Consider the following 20,784-nt stretch of genomic DNA (forward strand, 5'->3'; position numbering starts at 1 on the left):
ATAGTCTGTCCACCTTGAGATGATGAATAGGAGATGCCAAATGCAGAAGGGCAGCATGCCTGAAATCGTGGAGTTGGAGCGCCAGTCGCTCGAGGGCCTTTCCCCAAGAGAGCGGATATTGAAGACTGCCTCCGATCTGTTTTATCGGCTCAGCGTTCACTCAGTCGGGATAGATCGCATCATAGCAGAGAGCGACGTGGCGAAGATGACTTTTTACAAGCACTTCCCGTCAAAGGCCTCCCTGATCGCGACGTATCTCCGTGATAAAAAAACCATTGGTTTTGAGATGTTTGCAGCGGCGGCGGAAAAGCCTGGCCTGTCAGCCATCGAGCGCGTCCTTACAATCTTCGACGCAATTGATGAACCTCTCCGTGCGCCTACATTCCGCGGTTGTTCGTTTTCAAGAGGGCTGGCAGAATTTGGACCTGAGGCAAACACACCAGAAGTACAGGCGACCATTGCCGACTATTACAAAGAATTACATGAATTAGTTACGCGGCTCATTGAGCCGCTGGGTTTGAAGAACCCTGAGCGAGCCGTTATCCAAGTCCTATCGCTGGTTCAGGGATCTTTCGTCGTCGCTCAATCCATGCCAAGCGAGGGAATTGTCGAAGCCAACCGCGATGCCGCTCGGTTGTTGCTCGAGAACGAGATTACTGTGGCGTCGACATCGGAAAGAGACTGAGACAGTCAAGCCGAACATCCTGAAGATTGGACAATGGCTGCGTGCCATGCTTTCCCATGCCCATCCACCGAATGTATAAAAAGTCCAATATATAGACAGACATATATGTCCAGACTCGATTATCCAACAGTGACGGGAAGACGCATGAGCAACAAGGTGGCGGTCGCGGCCGGCGCGAACGGGAAGCTCACGAAGCTGGAACTTGCCCGGCCTCGACATAATGTCGTCGCGACGATGCGCGACGTCGGCAGACATAACAGGCAACTCCGCGGCGAACTCATCGCGCCCCCCCCAATCGCAACGCAATGAACTTCCGTCCCGCCAAATATGCGCAAAGCGCTATCTCGGCCATAGGAGCTAAAATGTATAAAGGCAGTTGCCTCTGCAGCACGGTGAAATACGAAGTCCGCGGCGAGCTTGGTAAAGCAATCTATTGCCACTGTTCACGTTGTCGCAAAGCAACTGCAACCGCGTTTTCGACCAATGCATCCGTCGTGGCCAGCGACTTCGTGATCATCGAGGGCGAGGCTGCGCTGAAGGCATTCAATTCCTCGCCAGGTGTTCATCGCTTCTTCTGTTCCAACTGCGGTTCGGCGATCATAAGTCGCCGCGATACCATGCCGGATGTTGTTCGCTTGCGGCTGGGGACGCTCGATACGCCACTGCCGACGTCGCCGACAGCACATTATTTCGTCGCCTCGAAAGCCGAGTGGTACGAGATACACGACGAGTTGCCACAGTTCGCGTAGCGCCAGCACGATGCTGGCAGGCGGGAGCGCACTAAAAACATTGGTGATCCCTCATATTGCACAACAAGCCCCGACATGTCGGCTGGCTGTACGCCGCCGCCGCATTGTGAGTTTTCCGACACCCATCCGCACCCGCGCAAGCGCGCCAACGGTCCCGTAACTTGATCAGCGGGTCTTGCCAGCACCACTGACTATATGTGCAAAGCACAAGGAGATTATTTGATGACAAACGTGTTTGGATCGAAATCCACCACCGAAGAGGTGCTTTCCGGGATCGACCTCAGCGACAAACGCGTGCTCGTCACCGGCGTGTCCGCAGGCCTTGGCGTCGAAACAGCGCGGGCGCTGGTGGCCCACGGGGCCGATGTCGTCGGTGCTGCCCGTGACCTGACAAAGGCGGAAGGCGCAATGACGCCCGTTCGCGCCGAGACTGCCAATGGTGGTAGCCTCGATCTGATCCAGCTCGATCTGGCATCGCTGGCAAGCGTGCGCGCCTGCGCGGACGCTCTGCTCAAGGATGGTCGTACCTTCGATGTCGTCATTGCCAATGCCGGTGTCATGGCGGCTCCCTTCGGTCATACGGCCGATGGGTTCGAGACGCAGTTTGGCACCAACCATCTCGGCCATTTCACCTTCGTCAATCGCATCGCGTCCCTGATTGCACCCGGCGGGCGGTTGGTTAACCTGGCATCGTCCGGCCACCGCTACGCCGATGTCGATCTTGAAGATCCAAATTTTGAACACACGGCTTACGATCCCTGGATTGCTTACGGGCGCTCCAAGACTGCCAATATTCTGTTCGCTGTCGAATTCGACCGACGGCACAAGGCGCGCGAGGTTCGCGCAACTTCGGTACATCCAGGCGGTATCCGCACGGAGCTCACCCGTCACTTGGGAGACGGAGCGTTTGAGGCGATGATCGACAAGGTCAACAAGGAACTCGCCGCCCAAGGTAAGTCGCCTTTCGAATTGAAGTCGATCCCGCAGGGAGCCGCCACCTCGTTATGGGCTGGCTTTGTTGCCGCTGCTGACGAGGTCGGTGGCCTCTATTGCCACAATTGCCGTGTCGCGACCGTAACGGAGAACCCGGCAAGCCGCATCAGCGAAGATGTCTGCGCCTATGCGCTCGATGCCGAGCGGGCCAAGGCCCTCTGGATCAAGAGCGAAGAAATGATCGGGGAGCACTTCGAATAACAGTATTAAAGAACGGCCTTGTCCGGCCCCGGTGCTCACCCGCCATATTGATCGTGTCGGCCATTTCCATGCAAAGAACGTTCGCCCTGTCGTGATGCAGCGGGTGCGCGACGATGCGATGAGCTTCATGGACGGCGTTCGGGCCGGCGTGTTCACCGTACCGCGAGACGAGGAGGGCGGGGTGGAGTTCGAACCGCTGCTAAAAATCCTGAAAGATGCCGGCTACGACGGCTGGATCGTCATCGAAGCCGAGCAGGATCCAGCCGTTCGCAATTCCTTCCAGTACCAGTCGCTCGGCCTAGATGCGTTGAAAGCCGCCGCCGTCAGGGTTGGTCTCGTCTGATAAAACAGTTGGAGTTCATCATGTCCAGGCTTCTCCATCGTCCTTCGGAAATCGTTGGGTTATAGCGGACCTGTGGGATTGGAAGCCTTTGCGAAAGGCGATGCAATCCCCGCGCTTCAAGCGTTCCGTTCCGCTTCTACGCTTCAAGGAAGCGCCTAACCGTTGTATCTCACGTTCGGCAAATTGACTGCCGGCCGCACGTGCCTGCGGAAGCTTAAGCAAACATATTCTCAATTTCCCCACGCTGCATGGCGTGTTTATCGGGGTTCTGCTGCTTCAGCTTTGCTAGATTGAGCAACTTCCACCGTACTGCCGGTAGTGCTGCTGCCTGCGGCATCCCGATGGCGTCGAAATCCGGCTCCGTATCATGGAGAGTAAGCAGGAACCGCATCGCTTTATCATCGAGGCGGGTTCGAAGGTCATCCGTCAGCCGAGCCCGTGCGTCTTTCAGTTCGATCAGGCTGACGGGTTCGATGGTCATGCCTTCGAATTCTTTCACGAAGGCTTCCTCGAGTTTGGACAATGACGGCCTGATCAACTCATGTGGCGGGCGGCCCGAGCTTGCGACGTAGATGAGGAAGGTCCGAAACAACGCATCGGTGAGGCCTTCATTATCATAGAGCAGCTTCACGTCGAAGAGATCGCGCGGGTGCTGGCGGTCCACGGCGGCATGAAGCTTGCCGCCGAACAGATCCTCGAAGGACACGACCTGCATTTCGGCAAAGCCGAACGCCTCGGCCACGCCATCTGTGACCGCTCGCAGTTCCGGCGGGTGCACCGTTCCTCGCGCGACCGGCGAGGTCTCGATTTTAATTTCGGTGGTCCCCTGCCGGACGAGCACCCGCGTGTCATTGTTGCCGCCACCGGCGATACGCTGGACGTCGACGCCGCGGAGGTTCTTCAGCAGGTCGTCGCGAATGCGGTCAAGCGCGGCGTCGATACCGCTGAGCGTGGTGTCCCTATCCTCGACGGGAAGGTAGGTGAGGTCGATATCGACCGACAAGCGAGGCATATCCCTGTAGAACAGGTTGATGGCTGTTCCCCCCTTGAGAGCGAAGACATCCTGCCGGGCGATATAGGGCAACGTCCGAACGAGCAGCTCGACTTGCCGCATATAGCGATCACGCGCCATCGATAATCTCCTTGGGCAACAGGTGTGCAGGGACCGTTACGCGATAAATGGGGTGAAGCCGGCCGCCTGGGACAAGTGCCCGATCGCCGCGTCCCATATCGATTTGCGATTTGTCGATATGCTTGAGCCACGCATGCGCGTGCTTGTCGGCATAGACGAAGAAAAGGCGTTTCACCTTTACACTGCGGCACCGGGTCAACAGCGTCGTCAGTAGTTTCGGGCGCAGGTTGACCATTCCCTCAAACACCATGTCGATGTTGTGAAAGCTCTCGTTCTTCGGAAGTTCATCGAGAATCTCCAGTATCGCCCGCTCTGCAGACGACATTTTGATAGGCCAGCGCCACGGGCTCATGGCCAGTTCCTCATCTGGAGTATCGGAGAGGCTGAATTCGCTGTCCTCGACGCCGTTGTTCTCGTCGGAGAACAGTCCATGACCTCGCCGGACGAACCTGGCATCGGTTGTCAATGTCATAAGCCAGTCTGGGATGTCGGAGCCGTAGAGGTACACGCGTGTATCACCGCCAAGCTGCAGGTAATGAGAATGGCCGCGCAATCCAAGTGCGGTCCAGCCTCCGACGTGGAAAGCATGTCCCATGATCCATTGCGCGGATAACAAGGGAATTTTCCAGCCAGTGACGGCTTCCGACGTTTCTCTCGCCGAAAATGGGCGTCGGTAGACACCTGTCGCGATCCGCTCGAGCCAACCCTGTTTGATATACCCCGATACGGATTGCCGTGAGATCGCATGGCGTGCCGTCCAAGCCGAATCGACAAGAAACCCCGGCGGAACCGATTGGATAAGGTACTTTAGCTTGGGCGCCGGCTGTTCATTCATAATGGACATTATGGTACAAGTTCAAAGTGAATGTCAACTTTACTTTAAAATCTGTTGCACTTGTCAATCTAGAATTGACAAGTGCAGGGAGCCTCGAAGTCCCGTGCCGAGCCAGTTCGCAGCGCCTTGGTCGTGGCGGCATAAAAGTCCGCCCCAAAATTAGTCCGCGCGTCGCATCTGATGCAATCGATGACCATCTGGCCGACACATCGAGCGCTGTGCCTTTGCCGATGTCTCGCATTGGAAGACGAAGCAGTTCCCCATTTTTAAATCATTTAGGCTGATACGGACGAAGGTCCGTGCGTCTAGATCGAACACCAATCGTTTTCTGCTGATCGCAGTTCAGATCAATACAAACTCTGGCACCTTGACTGTCGGAGGCGGCTACGATTTTGGTACGTTCCTATATTTGGACCCACAAAGAGGAGATTTCGGTTATGAAAGCGACATGGAACGGGGCGATAATTGCTGAGAGCGACGATACGGTCATCGTTGAGGGCAACCACTATTTTCCGATTGGTTCTGTCAAAAATGAATATTTGAGGTCGAGCCAGACCAAGTCGAGCTGTCCGTGGAAAGGGCAAGCCAGCTACTATACGCTGGAGGTCGACGGCCAGAAAAACGCGGACGCAGCCTGGTTCTATGCCGAACCCAAACCGGCCGCCAATGAGATCAAAGACCGGGTGGCTTTCTGGAAAGGTGTGCAGGTCGGATATTGACCGCGATTCATCAATCGCGACAAATGTTATTACTGTCTGCATCCGCTTGTCGCCACCGATTACCCCATCCAAATGCTTGATAGGCGGATAGCGATTGCAGGATCTTTTCGAAGGAAACTGGCCAATTGCACAGTCATTCGTCCGATGGTTTAATGGTTGCTCCAATAAGTTGATTTCGCTGGATAATATCTTCATTTTGTCGGTTGTCGTGAGTTCAGATCCTGTCAAGGCGATAGATTGTAGCCGTAGGCGACCGGGTTGAAATCACTCACTACTCCGGCGGGCATGCAGGCTCGAATCTGCCTGCCAGCCAATGCGAATGGCAGATGCATGTTGTCGGCAATAAGATCGACCGACTTGTCGCTCAGATTGAGCTCGACTTTGCAGTCCGGGTAACTGCGGGGCCTGGGTACCCGCAGCGATCTGGCGAAGCGCGCGTCAGCGCGCGCCGTCGATGACCATGCCGCCATCCGGCGAGAGGGTGTAGCCGGTCAAGAACTGTGCATCCTTGCTCGCCAGGAACAGAAGGACAGGCGCAATGTCGTTTTCCGGCGAGCCATAGCGTTGCAACGCGTTGTTTGCCGGCGGCACCTCAACATCGCCCCAGGTCTCGGCCACCGGTTGAATGTTGTTCACGGTGATCTTGTCAGGACCCCACTCTCGCGCGGCGGTTCGCGTTAAGGCACGGGTCGCCTCCTTGGCCATGTTGTAGGGTGCATAGGGCAGCATCCCAAGAAGCGCTGCAGGCGAACCGAAGTTGATAACGCGGCCTTCTCCGCACGCCTTGAGATAAGGATAGCAGGCTTGCATCGTGCGCAGGGTCGCGATCGGACCCGTATCAAAGTTGCGCTGCAACTGCTCGACCGACAACTCCATGATTGACGACATGACAGCCGAGGGATCGAAGGCGTTGTTCACCAGAATATCGACCCCGCCATAGGCTGCGACCACCTTGTCCACAGCCGCCGTGATCTGATCGGCGCTGCTGACATCGCATGCTACCCCGAGCGCCATCCCGCCGGCGGCCTCGATGTCCGCGACGACCGCTTCCACATTGGCGGGTGTGAGTGAGAGCACCGCGACCTTCGCGCCTTCCGCTGCGAATAACTTGGCGGTCGCCCGTCCGATACCTCGACCCGCGCCTGTGACAATTGCGATTTTTCCGTTGAGTCGACCCATGTTTGTCTCCTGTCATTATTGAGTTTGAGGAACCTGGCTGCACCATCCAGTGTCAGCCGTTGCTGATGACTGGCACGTGGCGGATCCAGCGCCGGTCAGTGATTTAAGCTGGTTGCTCCAAGGGGCCGCGCCCTCATCGCGCATCACCAATCGTTTCGGATCCGAAGGGAGCGTAGGGCGAAGGCATCTCGCGCGCGGTATTCTGGGTGAAAAATGATCCGGCGATCAGCACAAGACCGACGGCCGACGGTAGTGCGGCCTTGATATCGCGGACGGCCAGATGTGCGAGAACGGCGAGGGCCAAGTGATAGAACATTCCGGCATAGGCGAGATCGCTGAGCCCCACGCTGATGCGCGAAAGGATCGCCGCCACGGCGAGAAGCTTGATGATGATCAGGACGTGGACAAGGTAGCCGGGATAGCCCAGCTTGACGATGATCTGCCGGACTTGCTCGCTTCTCGTCAGATAAAGCAGAGCGGATGAGAGGTAGAGTAACGACAGCAGCGCTGTCGCCATCCAGTATAGATTGGTTTCGGTCATAGGGATTCCTGCCCACCAGTGGCCCGGTGAGGTCCTCGATAAAATGGCTTCTTTGGGCGCTGGCGCATTTCCATGATGCGGTGGAGCGTGTATCGAAAATGTAGCCTATGAGCGAGAAGTGCAAGTAGGATGAATTCATGGTGGTAAGTATGGAAAACCAGACCAATGGCGACCCTGTCGCGACAATGCAGGATGAAATGCGCCGGGCGTTCACGCTGCTCTCGGGCAAGTGGAAGCTCGAGATCATGTGGCTGCTCAACCAGCGGGTCTATCGCTTCGGTGAACTGCGAAAGGCGATCCCGGGGATCACACAGCATATGCTGACGGCGCAACTTCGTGAGCTGGAAGCCGACGGGCTGGTCTCTCGCACGATATTTGCCGAGGTTCCGCCGCGTGTGGATTATGAGATAACGGCCAAGGCCCGCGGTCTCCAGCCGACGATGGAGGCCTTGGCTGCCTGGTGGCGGGAATATGGGACCGACCTTCCAGCCAAGCCGGCAACGCGTGGCCGCAAGGCAAAGAGCGTCAACACCACCCGGAAAACTGCCCGTTAGGCGTCAAGCGGTGTAAACCGAGCAGCCTCGCCTTACCGCGCCTGCGCGGCCGAACAGGCCGTTGGATCCGCGCTGAACCCGCCTCGAGATGCGCCGGTCATCCGGCGCCCACGCCCGACGTCTCGTCGCCGGAATTACTGGACGCATAGGCATTCATGATCGCCCCCAGCAAGCCCGGAAAACGTGCGTTCACCTCGGCAAGACGCAGGTGGTTTCTCATCTGCTTGCCTTGGCGCTCGCTCCGGATCAACCCGGCCTCCCGCAAGATCTTGAAATGATTGGAGAGCGACGATTTCGGGATGACCCTGTCACCCAGCGCCGAGACTGTTGAGCAGGCCTTGATGCCGCCCTCTTCCATGATGTTGACGAGAATTGCCGCCCGGTCGGGATCCGACAGGGCATGAAGGATCATTTCCGGCTGAACATTCTCGATTGCTGGGTGAACTATAGGTCTCATGGCCTTTCCATATCGCAGCTTGACACACAGTTCAACAGTTCTATATTTCCGAACTGTTGAACTGACGTGCCTCAATCCGATGGTGGCTGAATTTCGCTTAGCAAAAAAGGTAACGCAAATGAACAGACTTGAAGGCAAGGTCGCCGTCGTAACCGGGGCGTCGAAAGGCATCGGCGCGGGCATCGCCAAGGCTTTGGCGAAGGACGGCGCGGCTGTCGTCGTCAACTACGCTTCCAGTAGGGAAGGTGCAGACGCCGTCGTCGACGCCATCAAGGCATCCGGAGGCAAGGCCGTTGCCGTCCAGGGCGACGTCTCCATCGCCACTGAAGCACAGGCGCTGATCGAGGCGGCCGTTTCCGAGTTCGGTCGGCTCGATATTCTGGTCAACAATTCTGGCGTCTGGGAGGCCGGGCCGGTCGAACTGTTCACCGAGGATCAGTATCGGCACGTGTTCGACGTCAACGTGCTTGGCGTGCTGCTGACGACACGGGCCGCTATCAAGCACCTTCAGGAAGGCGGCAGCGTCATCAACATCTCGTCGTCGATCACGACTCTGCGCTCGCCCGGCACGTCGCTCTACACCGCGAGCAAGGCAGCGGTAAACGCGATCTCGGAGGTGTTGGTCAAGGAACTCGCGCCGCGGAAAATCCGTGTCAATGTCGTCAGCCCTGGCTTTGTCGTGACTGAAGGAACAAAGACCGCCGGCATCGCCGGGTCAGAGATGGAGGCCGGCATCGTCTCGCAAACGCCGCTCGGCCGCGCCGGAGAGCCGGACGATATCGCCCGCGTCGTTGCGTTCCTCGCATCCGACGATGCGCGCTTTGTGACCGGCGAGAACATTCTGGCCAGCGGTGGCTTGCGTTGATGCGTCGGCGCTGGGCGGCTGGCCGGTGATAGGCCGGCTGCCCAGCGCCGCGCTGATGAAACGCAGGCGGCGAGACCTCAATAGCTATGCACCTCACTAAATTTGCAAAGGAGAAATCCATGAGAGCCGTTCAATACGAAAGCTATGGCGAACCCGACGTTCTGCAAATCGTCGACATCGCCGCGCCGCACGCCGGCGCCGGCCAGATCCGCATCGCGGTTCGGGCTGCCGGGGTCAACCCTCTGGACTGGAAGTTAAGGTCGGGACTCTACCGTGATTTCATGCCGATAGATCTCCCCAGCGGCGTCGGCGCCGAGGCGGCCGGCATCGTCGACGAAGTGGGCGACGGCGTGTCAAATGTCGCGGTCGGTGATCGTGTATTCGGCCTCACAGTTCGCAGGACGGCTATGGCCGAACATGCGGTGCTGACCAGTTGGGCACACATTCCGGACGGCATGTCGTTCGAAGTGGCAGGCGGCCTTGCGATCGTCAGCGAGACTGCGACGCGCATCCTTGATCTGGTCGCTAGCAAAGCCGGAGAGACGTTGGTGGTGGTCGGCGCCTCGGGTGGAGTAGGCAGCGCGGTCGTCCAGGTGGCGCGCCATCGTGGCGTCAACGTGATCGGCGCGGCAAGCGAAGCAAAACACGACTATCTTCGCAAGCTCGGCGCCGTTCCGACGACATATGGACCCGGACTGCCAGCCCGCGTCCGCGAGCTTGCACCGCAGGGGGTCGATGCGGCACTTGACCTGGCCGGGGCGGGCGTCATCCCCGATCTCATCGAGATCGTGGGCGATCCTGCCCGTGTTCTGTCGATCGCGGATATCGACGCACCCAAGCACGGTGCGCAAGTCACGACGTCCCAAGACGACCACCCCGAAATCGCCCTCAGGCATGTAACCGAGCTCTATTTCAAGGGCGCGTTCGACCTCGCGATCGAGCAAGTTTTTTCCCTTGATCAGGTTGCGGATGCGCAGCGGCGTAGCGCCAGCGGGAGGGTCGCCGGCAAGATCGTTGTGGCTGTTCCCTAAGCACGCCGCTGCCAGTTCGGGATACCACTTGGCTGTAATGGACGCGATAGAGCGGCCCAGTTCCACGGTGTGCGGGCGAAGTGGGTTTGACGTTCGAAGATGCTGAATCCGGCAAGGACGAAGAAGTCGGAGCTAAGATCATGAGAGTGACCCGACTCGTCGAGATACAGTAGATGCAACGAATCCTCCAGAAACGAAAAAGCGGACCGCATGCGGTCCGCTCGAATTCGGTAAGCCGAGTGAAACAACCGTTCAACGCACCGACGGGTCAGCGCTCTCGACTATGAGCAATATATATCTGCTGCGTGCTCGCTTTTCAATGGGGCGGCTCGGCATGCGAGAGAGCCTGACAAAGAACCAGATATATCGTCCAGTCAGCCGTCATTCTAAGGCGCCAAAAAAATAGGGCCATCGGAAAACCGAGGCCCTTGAAGTGTGAAGGTTAAAACCTCCAGAGGGGAACAGCTGATGCGATGGCACTGGGAGGAGGCCGTCGCGTGCATCAGCTATGGGCTTTATGCCTAGAATATAAGCGATGCGCAAACAAAAATTGTGCAATGCACCTACGCGCAGAGCGACGGGATAATCGAGCGCCCGGAAGTTCGCGGTTTCACGTCTCATGGAACCCGTCTCCACCAGTCGTGGGCGCCGACCCCTGTCGTTTGGCATTTAATTGTAAGAATGCGCCCGATCCGGTTGGTGATGGCACCTAATTTGAGATTATTCGGTGCGATTTTCCTTGCTGGACACCTTCGGGTTCGGAAATAACCTTCTGTAATATAACGCATTTGTGGATGGAAGATTGGCCGTAGGCACCCATCGTTGCCCCGACGGCGAATCTCATATTAAGTGCCAAAAACGAAGTCAGAATCTCGAATTAAATGCCAAGTCTCAAATTAACTGCCGGGCTATCTTGTTGAAATTGTTGCAGGTGAGTCTCACGATTAAATGCAAAACGACAGCGGCTCTGGTAATGACACCTACGTGATCGACAATGCTGGTGATGTTGTCGTCGAGAATGTTGGTGAGGGCACCGACTTGGTGCAGACAGCGCTTGCGAGCTACACGCTTGGTGCCAATGTCGAGAACCTGACCTATACGAGCACGGCGGCATTTAGCGGTACAGGCAATGGGCTGAACAACGAGATCCGTGGTGGTGCAGGTGCCGACACGCTGGATGGTGGTGCGGGCAACGATACGCTGATCGGGGGCGCCGGTATCGACCGAATGATCGGCGGCACAGGCGACGATATCTTTGTCGTTGATGTGGCGGGCGATGTGATTGTCGAGAATGCCAATGAAGGGACCGATACGGTCCAGACCGCCCTTGCGACCTACTCCCTTGCAACGCTTGCCAATGTCGAGAACCTGACCTTTACGGGGACCGGGGCATTTGCAGGAACGGGCAACAGCCTGGGCAACGTGATCCGCGGTGGTTCAGGCAACGACACGCTAGATGGTGGGGCAGGTGCCGATACCTTGGTTGGTGGCCTTGGCAATGACATTTATGTTGTCGATAGCGCAGGTGACGTGATCACGGAAAATGCCGGCGAAGGGACAGACACGGTCCAGACGGCTCTTTCAAGCTATACGCTCGCTGCCAATGTCGAGAACCTGACGTTTACCAGTACCGGTGCTTTTGCCGGAACAGGCAATGCGCTCGATAACGTTCTGACAGGTGGTGCAGGTGCAGACACCCTGACGGGTGCTGCTGGCAACGATACCTATGTCATTGGCGCAGGTGATGTTGTTGTCGAGAACGCCGGTGAAGGAACCGACACGGTCCAGACGGCTCTTTCAAGCTATACGCTTACTGCCAATGTCGAGAACCTGACATTTACTGGAACCGGCGCTTTTGCCGGAACGGGCAATGCCCTGGATAACGTCCTGACAGGTGGGGCGGGTGCTGACACACTGACGGGTGGTGCAGGCAACGATACCTATATCGTTGGCACAGGTGATATCGTCGTTGAGAATGCAGGCGAGGGGACAGACACGGTCCAGACGGCACTTGCCAGTTATACGCTTGGTACCAATGTCGAGAACCTGACGTTTACGGGCAGTGGAAACTTCTCTGGAACGGGCAATGCACTGGATAACGTCCTGACAGGTGGTGCGGGTGCAGATACCCTGACGGGTGGTGCAGGCAATGACACGCTCGATGGCGGTGTGGGCGCCGACACCCTGGTTGGTGGAACCGGGAACGACATCTACGTGGTGGACAATGCCAGCGATGTGGTGACCGAGAATGCCAATGAAGGGACGGACGAGATCCGCACATCGCTTGCGAGCTATTCGCTTGCATCACGTGTCAATGTCGAGAACCTGACTTATACGGGTGCTGCAGCCTTTACCGGCACAGGCAATGCGTCTGCCAACACGATACAGGGCGGCTCCGGAAACGACACGCTGGATGGTGGAGCAGGTGCCGATACTTTGATCGGTGGCCTTGGCAATGATGTCTATATCGTTGATGTCGCTGGTGACACGATTGTGGAAGGTGTCAACGAAGGCATCGATACGGTCCAGACTGCCCTGACAAGCTATACTCTGGCAGCCAATGTCGAAAACCTCACCTATACGGGCACAACAGTTGCGTTCGCGGCAACAGGCAACGGCCTTGCCAATGTCATCATCGGCGGGTCGGGGGCGGATACGCTGAACGGTGGAGCAGGGGACGACACGCTGAACGGCGGTGCAGGCGCCGATACCTTGATTGGTGGCACGGGCGACGACATCTTTATTGTCGACAATGCCGGTGACATCGTGACCGAAAATGCTGGCGAGGGCACTGACACAGTCCAGACCTCGCTTGCAACCTACTCGCTGGCAGGGCTAGCCAATGTCGAGAACCTGACCTACACAGGCACCGTTGCATTCACAGGCACAGGTAACGACAAAAATAACGTCTTGTTCGGGGTGTTCATGGAGTCCAACACGCTGGATGGGGGTGCCGGAGATGACACGCTATGGGGTGGGATCGCTAACGACACATATATCGTTGACAGCCTTGGCGATGTTGTAATTGAGGACGTGAGTGGTGGCACAGATACGATCAAAACTGTGCTGAAAACCTATTCTCTTTCCTCAATTGCCAACGTCGAGAACCTGACCTTTACAGGGACCGGTGACTTTACCGGAACGGGCAATGCGCTCGCCAACGTTCTGACGGGTGGTGCTGGCAATGATCTTCTCGATGGTGGCGCAGGCATCGATACGCTTGTGGGCGGTGCGGGCAACGACATCTATGTGGTGGATGTTGCGGGTGACATCGTCACGGAAGCTGCCAGTGCCGGAACCGATGAGATCCGCACTGTGCTTTCGACCTATTCGCTGGCATCACTGGCGAATGTCGAGAACCTGACCTACACGGGTGCGGCGGCATTTACCGGCACGGGCAACGCATCTGCCAACACGCTCAAGAGCGGCTCTGGCAACGACACGCTTGATGGCGGAGCGGGCGCGGATACGCTTGTTGGTGGTGCTGGCAACGACACTTATGTGATCGACAATGCTGGTGATGTTGTTGTCGAGAATGCAGGTGAGGGGACCGATACGGTCCAGACGGCACTGGCAGGTTACACGCTTGGCGCTAATGTCGAGAACCTGACATATACGGGAACAACAGCGGCTTTTACTGGCACCGGTAATGCGCTTGATAACATCATAGTCGGGGGAGCCGGTGCGAACATTCTGACTGGTGGGTCCGGTAACGACATTCTTACCGGCGGAAGTTCTGCGGATACATTCATCTACACGCCTGGCTTTGGGCAAGACACCATAACGAACTTTATCGCCACGGGCACTGCGCACGACGTTATTCAGATGGATAAGACCATCTTCGCCGACTGGGCCGCCTTGTTGTCGGCCTCGTCTCAGTCAGGTTCGGATACCATCATCCGAGCCGATGCAGACAACTCGATTACGCTAAAAAATGTGACGGTGAATACGCTGCAAGCCAATGACTTTAGATTCGTTTGATAGCTTCTGGCGTCCCCAATTGGGGGCGCCAGACCACAGACTGTCGGTGACATTAAGCAGCATTCGGGAAAATGCTGCGTGTATCACAAACCTTGAGCTCGCGAGATTTTGGTAGACCGTCCTCCAAATTCCCTCTCCCAATTTTCATTGCCTACTTAATGGTTTGATGATTGGCGACTAACAGGGTCGGCGGTTCATATCCCTTCAAGGTGAAAGAACGCGCACAATTACCCGTTTCCTTCTCATAGCACGACTTGAAAATGCTATCATTTCCGTGGTATTGATATCACAACGAAAATATAGATAGGATCGGATAAATGGCGGCGGTGACCATACGAAACCTCTCTGATGAAACGCATCGGGCGTTACGCGCAAGAGCAGCTTACCACGGTCGTAGTACCGAGGCCGAAATTCGTGACATTCTCGAAGCCGCTGTTCGTCCATCTGGACGCGTGAAACTCGGCTCGCTTCTCGCGGCCATTGGCCGTGACGCCGAAATGTCAAACAGTGACGTCGAAGCGCTGCAACAACAGCGCGACAGCACCCCGGCAGTACCGATGACTTTCGAATGATCTTGCTAGACACTAATGTAATATCTGAGCCTTGGAAGCCGGCTCCTGATACTGCTGTGCAGACTTGGCTGGATGCACAGGCCATCGAAACGCTATTCATTTCCGCGATTTCAATTGCCGAACTTCGTTTCGGGATTGCCTCAATGCCATCGGGGAAGCGTCAGACAATCCTCCACGATCGCCTTGAAGGTGAAGTTCTACCAATTTTCGACGGGCGCATTCTGCCCTTTAATGTAGGTACCTCCCAATTCTACGCGGACCTGATGGCCACCGGCCGAACATCCGGAAAGGCGATCGGGAAGGCTGATGGATACATTGCTGCTACGGCTGCAGAAAACCATCTCGCGGTCGCAACGCGAGATACAAGCCCATTTGAAGCAGCCGGATTGATAGTTATCAATCCCTGGTCCGCCTAAGTCTTTAGAATTACAGGTCGCTGGTTCAAGTCTCATCAAGAGCTGACATTCGTGATATCGTGACACATCCGGTCGACTGAACCTTAAATTGAATAAAAAAGGCCGCGCATAGTCACATTGCCCCCCCCCAGCCTCTCCATAGAACTTTAGGGAAGATGGCTTTCGGTCAAAAGACGTGAAGCTGTTTTGGATAAGAATTCTAAATAAAAGAAAGAAATCTCCAAATAAACACTTATGAACGCAGAAATCGCCGGTAGGGCAGCAAAACGATCATGCGAACTCCTCTAATTCATCTTCGTTCATGCTAGCGCTGACGAACAGACGGGCAGAGGCGCTCCCGAACGTAAGCCGACCGATTGCAGATACTCTGCGATGCACTTCATACCAGTCATCGCTTATCGCCGTAGTTCCCACTCAGCAATGGAGGAATTCAACCTGAAGTCCGTTGAACTTTGAAGAGAAGACATGACGCACACTTGGACATCCACGTTATTAACTTTCCGAGCCAGTGCCAAAAAGCTGTCCTTTTCAGCTGAGGATAACGGCTTGGATCGCTCCAAAATCCAAGGAACCAACTCGCGCGATGCTTCCTCTGATGTTTTTTCTTGCGCCATGAATAACATCGATCGAGCAATAGTGTCAGCCACCAGCGATTTGACGGGCTGAGTTACCGAATCTACCTGATCATTGGATGGCAAACAGCTCTGCCAAGTCTCTCCGACGTGCTTGCTGACGACAGCAGGATGCGTCTTCATCATTGCGATATAGTGAGACGAGAAGGCAGGCGAAGTCTCTTTGGACGTAAAATATGCACCCGCGCCTCCGACTACAAACAACACGGCAACGATGAGGGCAAAACGCATCAGATATCCCCGGTCTGGTTCCTCTTGCAACCTAAGATAAACTCAACAAAGAGTTATTAATGAAAAGCTTCAATTCTGAGCATTCTCCCGCGTTCGCATATCACGAAAATGTTATCTACCAGAAGCTGCAATTCTTGATTGACAGGGAACCCGAATGTCGCTTCTCATAATGTTACAACTTACGGCTTAAGACACCGACGTGCACCCGTTCTACAATGACGTAATACGTGGTGATATTTTTAGGGGGATGAAATGGCAGGCGAAAATCAGCCGGATGATCAATTCGGTCGTGATATTGCAGACACATTCGCAAAGGATGGCACCTGGTGGGAGAACCAGAAGAACGTCTGGAAGATCTTGGGTGGGACAGGACGGGTTCCCTATGCTGATTTTCCAGAAACGGTCATTGAAGTCATAAATGAGAAACTCCCGGAAAACCCATATGCCAACCAGCCGACCCCGGGCGGCGACGGTGGTGGTGATGGCGGTGGCGGTGGTGGCGGTGGCGGTGGTGGCGGTGGCGGCGGTGGCGGCGACGGTGGTGGTGATGGCGGTGGCGGTGGTGGCGGTGGCGGTGGTGGCGGTGGCGGCGGTGGCGGCGGCGGTGGCGGTGGCGGCGGCGGTGGCGGCGGTGGCGGTGGCGGCGGCGGCGGCGGTGGCCCGGGTCCTGCGCCAGGTATTCCTCCGTCTCCGCCTCGCGATCCTCTGGTTATCGACCTCAATGGGGACGGAGTTCATTTCAGCGCCCTGGAAAACTCCATCACGCAGTTTGACATCGATAACGACGGTTTCAGGGAAACTGTTAGCTGGATTAGTCCAGAAGACGGCTTCCTTGCTCGCGACCTAAACAACGATGGCGTGATCAATGACCTCAGCGAATTGATCGGAAGTGCGGAAAAAGACGGTTTTTCAGTTCTTCGGGACCACGATAATGGCGATGGCATTATCGACCAGAACGATGCAATTTTCAGTGAACTGAAAATCTGGCGGGATCTTAATTCCGATGGGTTGAGTTCGGCGGACGAAATTCAAAGTTTGGGATATTATGGTATCAAAGAAATCCATCTTGACGCCGAACACGTGAACCGGCTGGACGGCGACGTACTGGTCTCACATGAATCCGTGGTCCGTGATTCCGAAGGGAATACTCGCGAGGTAGTAGCGGCTTGGTTTTCGTCCAACCAACTTCTCAGCCGCTATGAAATCCCTGAAGATGTTGTAGTGACGGGTAATGCGACGCTCATTCCGCTTCTGTTTGGTTATGGGAACATTCCGGATTTGCAGGTCGCAGCGGCTCAGGATTCTGCCACTCTAACCCTCGCAATTGATCTTGTTCGGAATGCCTGGAACCTTAGTGCTGAAGACCTCAGAACGCAGTTCAAGACATTGCTATTCCAATGGGCAGACGTTGACGAGATCGATGCAGGCGCACGTGGACCCAATATCGATGCTCGCGAACTGGCGGTCCTGGAAAAAGTCTACGACCAGAATCTTGCGGGGTTGACGCCATCGGCGAGCGACGCTTCGTTCTTCCATCAAACGTTTGATGTCATACTTGATGGGTGGCTCGTGCGTTTTCTCGCCCAAGCTGGCGGAGCGCGGATCGCCTTGGCGACTGATCCTGTCGAAGAATTCAACAATATCACGGTTGAAGACGTGATATTCGCCTCGATCGAACTGGATCTGGTGAGTGATACGATCTCGATCAACTATGAAGAGATTCTCAGTCTTTTAAGCAGGATGGTGCTCGCTGAACTGCCGTCAGGGCTAGTACGAGTTGCTGATGTCATTTCGCTTTTAGACGGATTGAGGGGTGCGAGCGAAAATGGAGAATTTACCGAAGTAATTACTGGTCTTGCCGAAGGACTCAGTGATCTGCGTGCGAAAACGATTTTGGTTGGCTTCTTTGAAGGCGCCACTGCCATCGAGGGATCGGCGGGCGATGATCAAGTTCTTGGTGATGGCGTTGCTAACGTCATTGAGACGGGTACGGGGGACGATACCATTAATGCCGGTGGAGGCAACGACATCATCACCGGCGGCCTTGGCAACGACGTTGTCCACGGCGGATCGGGTGACGACACCTACTTTTACACCCGTGGGGATGGCAACGACACGATTGTCGAGGATGCCTGGAACGGCACCAATGACCAGTTGGTGTTCACGAACATCAATCCGTCCGACGTGACGCTGGTGCGCAATGGCAACGACCTGACCATCGTGATTGCCGAGAGCGCACCTGGCGCTGGTGATGCAGGCTCGGTTCTGATCAAGAACACACTGAACGACGATCTGCAGCGTGGCATCGAGAAGGTCGTCTTTGCCGATGGCACGGTTTGGACGAGGGCACAGATCAGAGTGATGCTGCTCGATCAGGCAGCGACCACGGGTAACGACACCATCGACGGCTTCAACACGATCGACATCCTGACAGGCGGCCTTGGCAACGACACGCTCAACGGCGGTGCTAGCGACGATAGCTACGTCTATGCTCGTGGGGATGGCAACGACACGATTGTCGAGGATGCGTGGAACGGCACCAATGACCAGTTGGTGTTCACGAACATCAATCCGTCCGACGTGACGCTGGTGCGCAATGGCAACGACCTGACCATCGTGATTGCCGAGAGCGCACCTGGCGCTGGAGATGCGGGGTCCGTGCTGATCAAGAATACTCTGAACGACGATCTGCAGCGTGGCATCGAGAAGGTCGTCTTTGCCGATGGCACGGTTTGGACGAGGGCACAGATCAGAGTGATGCTGCTCGATCAGGCAGCGACCACGGGCAACGATACCATCGACGGCTTCAACACGATCGACATCCTGACAGGCGGCCTTGGCAACGACACGCTCAACGGCGGTGCTAGCGACGATATCTACGTCTATGCTCGTGGGGATGGCAACGACACGATTGTCGAGGATGCCTGGAACGGCACCAATGACCAGTTGGTCTTCACGAACATCAATCCGGCTGATGTGACGCTGGTGCGCAATGGCAATGACCTGACCATCGTGATTGCCGAGAGCGCACCTGGCGCTGGTGATGCAGGCTCGGTTCTGATCAAGAACACACTGAACGACGATCTGCAGCGTGGCATCGAGAAGGTCGTCTTTGCGAACGGCACGACCTGGTCGCGCGCGGATATGAATGCCAATGTCGCCTACATTGCCGGTACGGATGGCAACGACATCATCACCGGCTCGGCAGGGTCAGACAGCCAAATCCGTGCGGGCCTTGGAAACGATGCCCTCAATGGACTGGCCGGTAGCGACACCTATGTCTACCGTTTGGGAGACGGCAACGACGTCATCACCGAGATCACCTCCGGGACCGACGTCGATACGCTTTTCTTCGCGGATCTGAACCTTGCGGACATCCGGTTCGAGCGTCCAAGCGGCAACACGACCGATGTTGTCATCCGTGTCCTGCAGAACGGTGAGACCATCACCCTCAAGAACCAGTTCAACCAGGCGGGCGGGATCGAGCGCGTGACTTTCGCTGATGGCACGGTTCTGAGCGGGAACCTCGACACATACCTGCAGAGCAAGGTTGTCATTTATGGCACCAGCGGAAATGAAACCCTCGCTGGGACCAGCGCCAACGATGTCTTCAACGGCGGGCTCGGTGATGATCGCTTCAACAGCGGAGCCGGTAGCGACACCTACATCTACGCTTCCGGTGATGGAAATGACTACATTGATGATGAGTCAGGCTCCACCACTGATGTTGATGTGCTGAAGCTGGCGGATCTGAATGTTGGCGATCTGACCTTCAGCCGGACTGGTTCCCATGCAAAGATCACGGTCAACAGCACCGGTCATGTCATCATCCTGGACGAGCAGTTCTATTCCGACACGACGAACTGGGGTATCGAAAAGGTCGAGTTTGCCGACGGCACGGTTTGGGATCGGTCTCAAATTAAAGCTGCGGCGGTGTCTCGAATTAACGGGACGAATGGCAACGACACGTTAGCTGGAACAGCGCTGAACGATGTCTTCAATGGCGGGCTCGGTGATGATCGCTTCAACAGCGGAGCCGGTAGCGACACCTACATCTACGCTTCCGGTGATGGAAATGACTACATTGATGATGAGTCAGGCTCCACCACTGATGTTGATGTGCTAAAGCTGACGGATCTGAATGTTGGCGATCTGACCTTCAGCCGGACTGGTTCCCATGCAAAGATCATGGTCAACAGCACCGGTCATGTCATCATCCTGGACGAGCAGTTCTATTCCGACACGACGAACTGGGGTATCGAAAAGGTCGAGTTTGCCGATGGCACGGTCTGGGATCGTGCCCAGATTAAAGAAGCGGCTTGGCTGAGGGGTTCGAGTGGCAATGATACCCTGACAGGCACCAGTGGAAATGACACGTTGTTCGGCGACACTGGAAATGACACTATCACGACCGGCGCTGGCGACGACATCATCATCTTCAAGCCGAACTTTGGTCTGGACACTGTGACCGATTTTCAGGCGGGTGCTGGTTCAGCGGATGTGCTTGAGTTCGACAATGGCCTGTTCTCCAATTTCGAGGATGTCTTGGCTGCCGCCGCTCAGGTCGGAAACGATACGGTCATCACCTATGATGCCGCCAACACCGTGACATTGAAGAATGTTGCTCTGACCAGCTTGCATCACGATGACGTTCGTTTCATCGCCTAA

At 56.1% G+C, this 20,784-nt stretch carries 18 protein-coding genes and 2 pseudogenes; 13 read left to right on the top strand and 7 right to left on the bottom strand.

Going from position 1 to position 20,784, the window contains the following annotated elements:
- The first annotated feature begins 40 nt into the window (after nucleotides 1-40).
- The 5 genes and pseudogenes from RMR16_RS24260 to RMR16_RS24280 all read left to right on the top strand — a co-directional run.
- On the top strand, nucleotides 41-685 hold the full coding sequence (locus RMR16_RS24260) for a TetR/AcrR family transcriptional regulator (RefSeq protein ID WP_320201843.1): 645 nt from the start codon (nucleotides 41-43) through the stop codon (nucleotides 683-685).
- Nucleotides 686-829: 144 nt separating this feature from the next.
- A complete protein-coding gene (locus RMR16_RS24265; RefSeq protein ID WP_320201844.1) occupies nucleotides 830-994 on the top strand; it encodes a hypothetical protein in 165 nt (54 codons plus the stop codon).
- 53 nt (nucleotides 995-1,047) lie between these two features.
- Entirely contained in the window at nucleotides 1,048-1,434 is a 387-nt protein-coding gene (locus RMR16_RS24270; protein WP_320201845.1) for a GFA family protein, read from the top strand.
- Between the two features lie 222 nt (nucleotides 1,435-1,656).
- Nucleotides 1,657-2,628: an SDR family NAD(P)-dependent oxidoreductase gene (locus RMR16_RS24275; RefSeq protein ID WP_320201846.1), complete on the top strand. Its 972-nt coding sequence runs from the start codon at nucleotides 1,657-1,659 to the stop codon at nucleotides 2,626-2,628.
- Nucleotides 2,629-2,650: 22 nt separating this feature from the next.
- A pseudogene (locus tag RMR16_RS24280) lies at nucleotides 2,651-2,971 on the top strand (myo-inosose-2 dehydratase); the annotation flags it as partial.
- Between the two features lie 214 nt (nucleotides 2,972-3,185).
- Here RMR16_RS24280 and RMR16_RS24285 read toward each other — a convergent pair.
- Nucleotides 3,186-4,103 carry a nucleotidyl transferase AbiEii/AbiGii toxin family protein gene (locus RMR16_RS24285; RefSeq protein ID WP_320201847.1) on the bottom strand — a complete coding sequence of 306 codons (918 nt, stop codon included), beginning with the start codon at nucleotides 4,101-4,103 and terminating at the stop codon, nucleotides 3,186-3,188.
- Nucleotides 4,093-4,938 carry a type IV toxin-antitoxin system AbiEi family antitoxin domain-containing protein gene (locus RMR16_RS24290; protein ID WP_103587937.1) on the bottom strand — a complete coding sequence of 282 codons (846 nt, stop codon included), beginning with the start codon at nucleotides 4,936-4,938 and terminating at the stop codon, nucleotides 4,093-4,095. Before RMR16_RS24290 ends, RMR16_RS24285 begins: the two co-directional genes overlap by 11 nt.
- Nucleotides 4,939-5,375: 437 nt before the next feature.
- Here RMR16_RS24290 and RMR16_RS24295 point away from each other — a divergent pair, with 437 nt between their 5' ends.
- A complete protein-coding gene (locus tag RMR16_RS24295) occupies nucleotides 5,376-5,657 on the top strand; it encodes a DUF427 domain-containing protein (RefSeq protein WP_103587914.1) in 282 nt (93 codons plus the stop codon).
- Between the two features lie 438 nt (nucleotides 5,658-6,095).
- Here the strand turns inward: RMR16_RS24295 and RMR16_RS24300 are convergent, their stop codons facing one another.
- Nucleotides 6,096-6,836 carry an SDR family NAD(P)-dependent oxidoreductase gene (locus tag RMR16_RS24300; RefSeq protein WP_320201848.1) on the bottom strand — a complete coding sequence of 247 codons (741 nt, stop codon included), beginning with the start codon at nucleotides 6,834-6,836 and terminating at the stop codon, nucleotides 6,096-6,098.
- Nucleotides 6,837-6,969: 133 nt separating this feature from the next.
- Nucleotides 6,970-7,377, bottom strand: a complete 408-nt coding sequence (locus tag RMR16_RS24305) for a DoxX family protein (protein WP_320201849.1) — start codon at nucleotides 7,375-7,377, stop codon at nucleotides 6,970-6,972.
- Between the two features lie 149 nt (nucleotides 7,378-7,526).
- Between RMR16_RS24305 and RMR16_RS24310 the strand changes: the two genes are divergently transcribed.
- On the top strand, nucleotides 7,527-7,931 hold the full coding sequence (locus tag RMR16_RS24310) for a winged helix-turn-helix transcriptional regulator (protein WP_413786049.1): 405 nt from the start codon (nucleotides 7,527-7,529) through the stop codon (nucleotides 7,929-7,931).
- Nucleotides 7,932-8,028: 97 nt separating this feature from the next.
- On the opposite strand, the gene RMR16_RS24315 is transcribed toward RMR16_RS24310, so the two are convergent.
- Entirely contained in the window at nucleotides 8,029-8,388 is a 360-nt protein-coding gene (locus RMR16_RS24315; RefSeq protein WP_280776595.1) for an ArsR/SmtB family transcription factor, read from the bottom strand.
- A gap of 118 nt (nucleotides 8,389-8,506) precedes the next feature.
- Here RMR16_RS24315 and RMR16_RS24320 point away from each other — a divergent pair, with 118 nt between their 5' ends.
- Nucleotides 8,507-9,253 (top strand): glucose 1-dehydrogenase, encoded by a 747-nt coding sequence (locus tag RMR16_RS24320; protein WP_320201851.1) that lies wholly within the window; start codon nucleotides 8,507-8,509, stop codon nucleotides 9,251-9,253.
- Between the two features lie 119 nt (nucleotides 9,254-9,372).
- Nucleotides 9,373-10,284 carry an NADP-dependent oxidoreductase gene (locus tag RMR16_RS24325; RefSeq protein ID WP_320201852.1) on the top strand — a complete coding sequence of 304 codons (912 nt, stop codon included), beginning with the start codon at nucleotides 9,373-9,375 and terminating at the stop codon, nucleotides 10,282-10,284.
- On the opposite strand, the gene RMR16_RS24330 is transcribed toward RMR16_RS24325, so the two are convergent.
- Nucleotides 10,281-10,496 carry a DUF3800 domain-containing protein gene (locus RMR16_RS24330; protein WP_413786047.1) on the bottom strand — a complete coding sequence of 72 codons (216 nt, stop codon included), beginning with the start codon at nucleotides 10,494-10,496 and terminating at the stop codon, nucleotides 10,281-10,283. The genes RMR16_RS24325 and RMR16_RS24330 overlap by 4 nt on opposite strands.
- Nucleotides 10,497-11,247: 751 nt before the next feature.
- Here RMR16_RS24330 and RMR16_RS24335 point away from each other — a divergent pair.
- The 3 genes and pseudogenes from RMR16_RS24335 to RMR16_RS24345 all read left to right on the top strand — a co-directional run.
- A pseudogene (locus tag RMR16_RS24335) lies at nucleotides 11,248-14,265 on the top strand (beta strand repeat-containing protein); the annotation flags it as partial.
- Between the two features lie 317 nt (nucleotides 14,266-14,582).
- Complete coding sequence (locus RMR16_RS24340) at nucleotides 14,583-14,837, top strand: FitA-like ribbon-helix-helix domain-containing protein (protein WP_077122470.1); 255 nt, start codon at nucleotides 14,583-14,585, stop codon at nucleotides 14,835-14,837.
- A complete protein-coding gene (locus tag RMR16_RS24345) occupies nucleotides 14,834-15,253 on the top strand; it encodes a type II toxin-antitoxin system VapC family toxin (RefSeq protein WP_320201854.1) in 420 nt (139 codons plus the stop codon). The genes RMR16_RS24340 and RMR16_RS24345 overlap by 4 nt, the downstream gene beginning before the upstream one ends.
- Before the next feature lie 395 nt (nucleotides 15,254-15,648).
- Here the strand turns inward: RMR16_RS24345 and RMR16_RS24350 are convergent, their stop codons facing one another.
- Nucleotides 15,649-16,116, bottom strand: a complete 468-nt coding sequence (locus RMR16_RS24350; RefSeq protein ID WP_320201855.1) for a hypothetical protein — start codon at nucleotides 16,114-16,116, stop codon at nucleotides 15,649-15,651.
- Nucleotides 16,117-16,368: 252 nt separating this feature from the next.
- On the opposite strand from RMR16_RS24350, the gene RMR16_RS24355 reads away from it, so the two are divergent.
- Nucleotides 16,369-20,784, top strand: a complete 4,416-nt coding sequence (locus RMR16_RS24355; RefSeq protein ID WP_432355550.1) for a calcium-binding protein — start codon at nucleotides 16,369-16,371, stop codon at nucleotides 20,782-20,784.

It is taken from the genome of Agrobacterium sp. rho-13.3 (genome assembly GCF_033957765.2).
In the GTDB taxonomy this organism is placed as follows: domain Bacteria; phylum Pseudomonadota; class Alphaproteobacteria; order Rhizobiales; family Rhizobiaceae; genus Agrobacterium.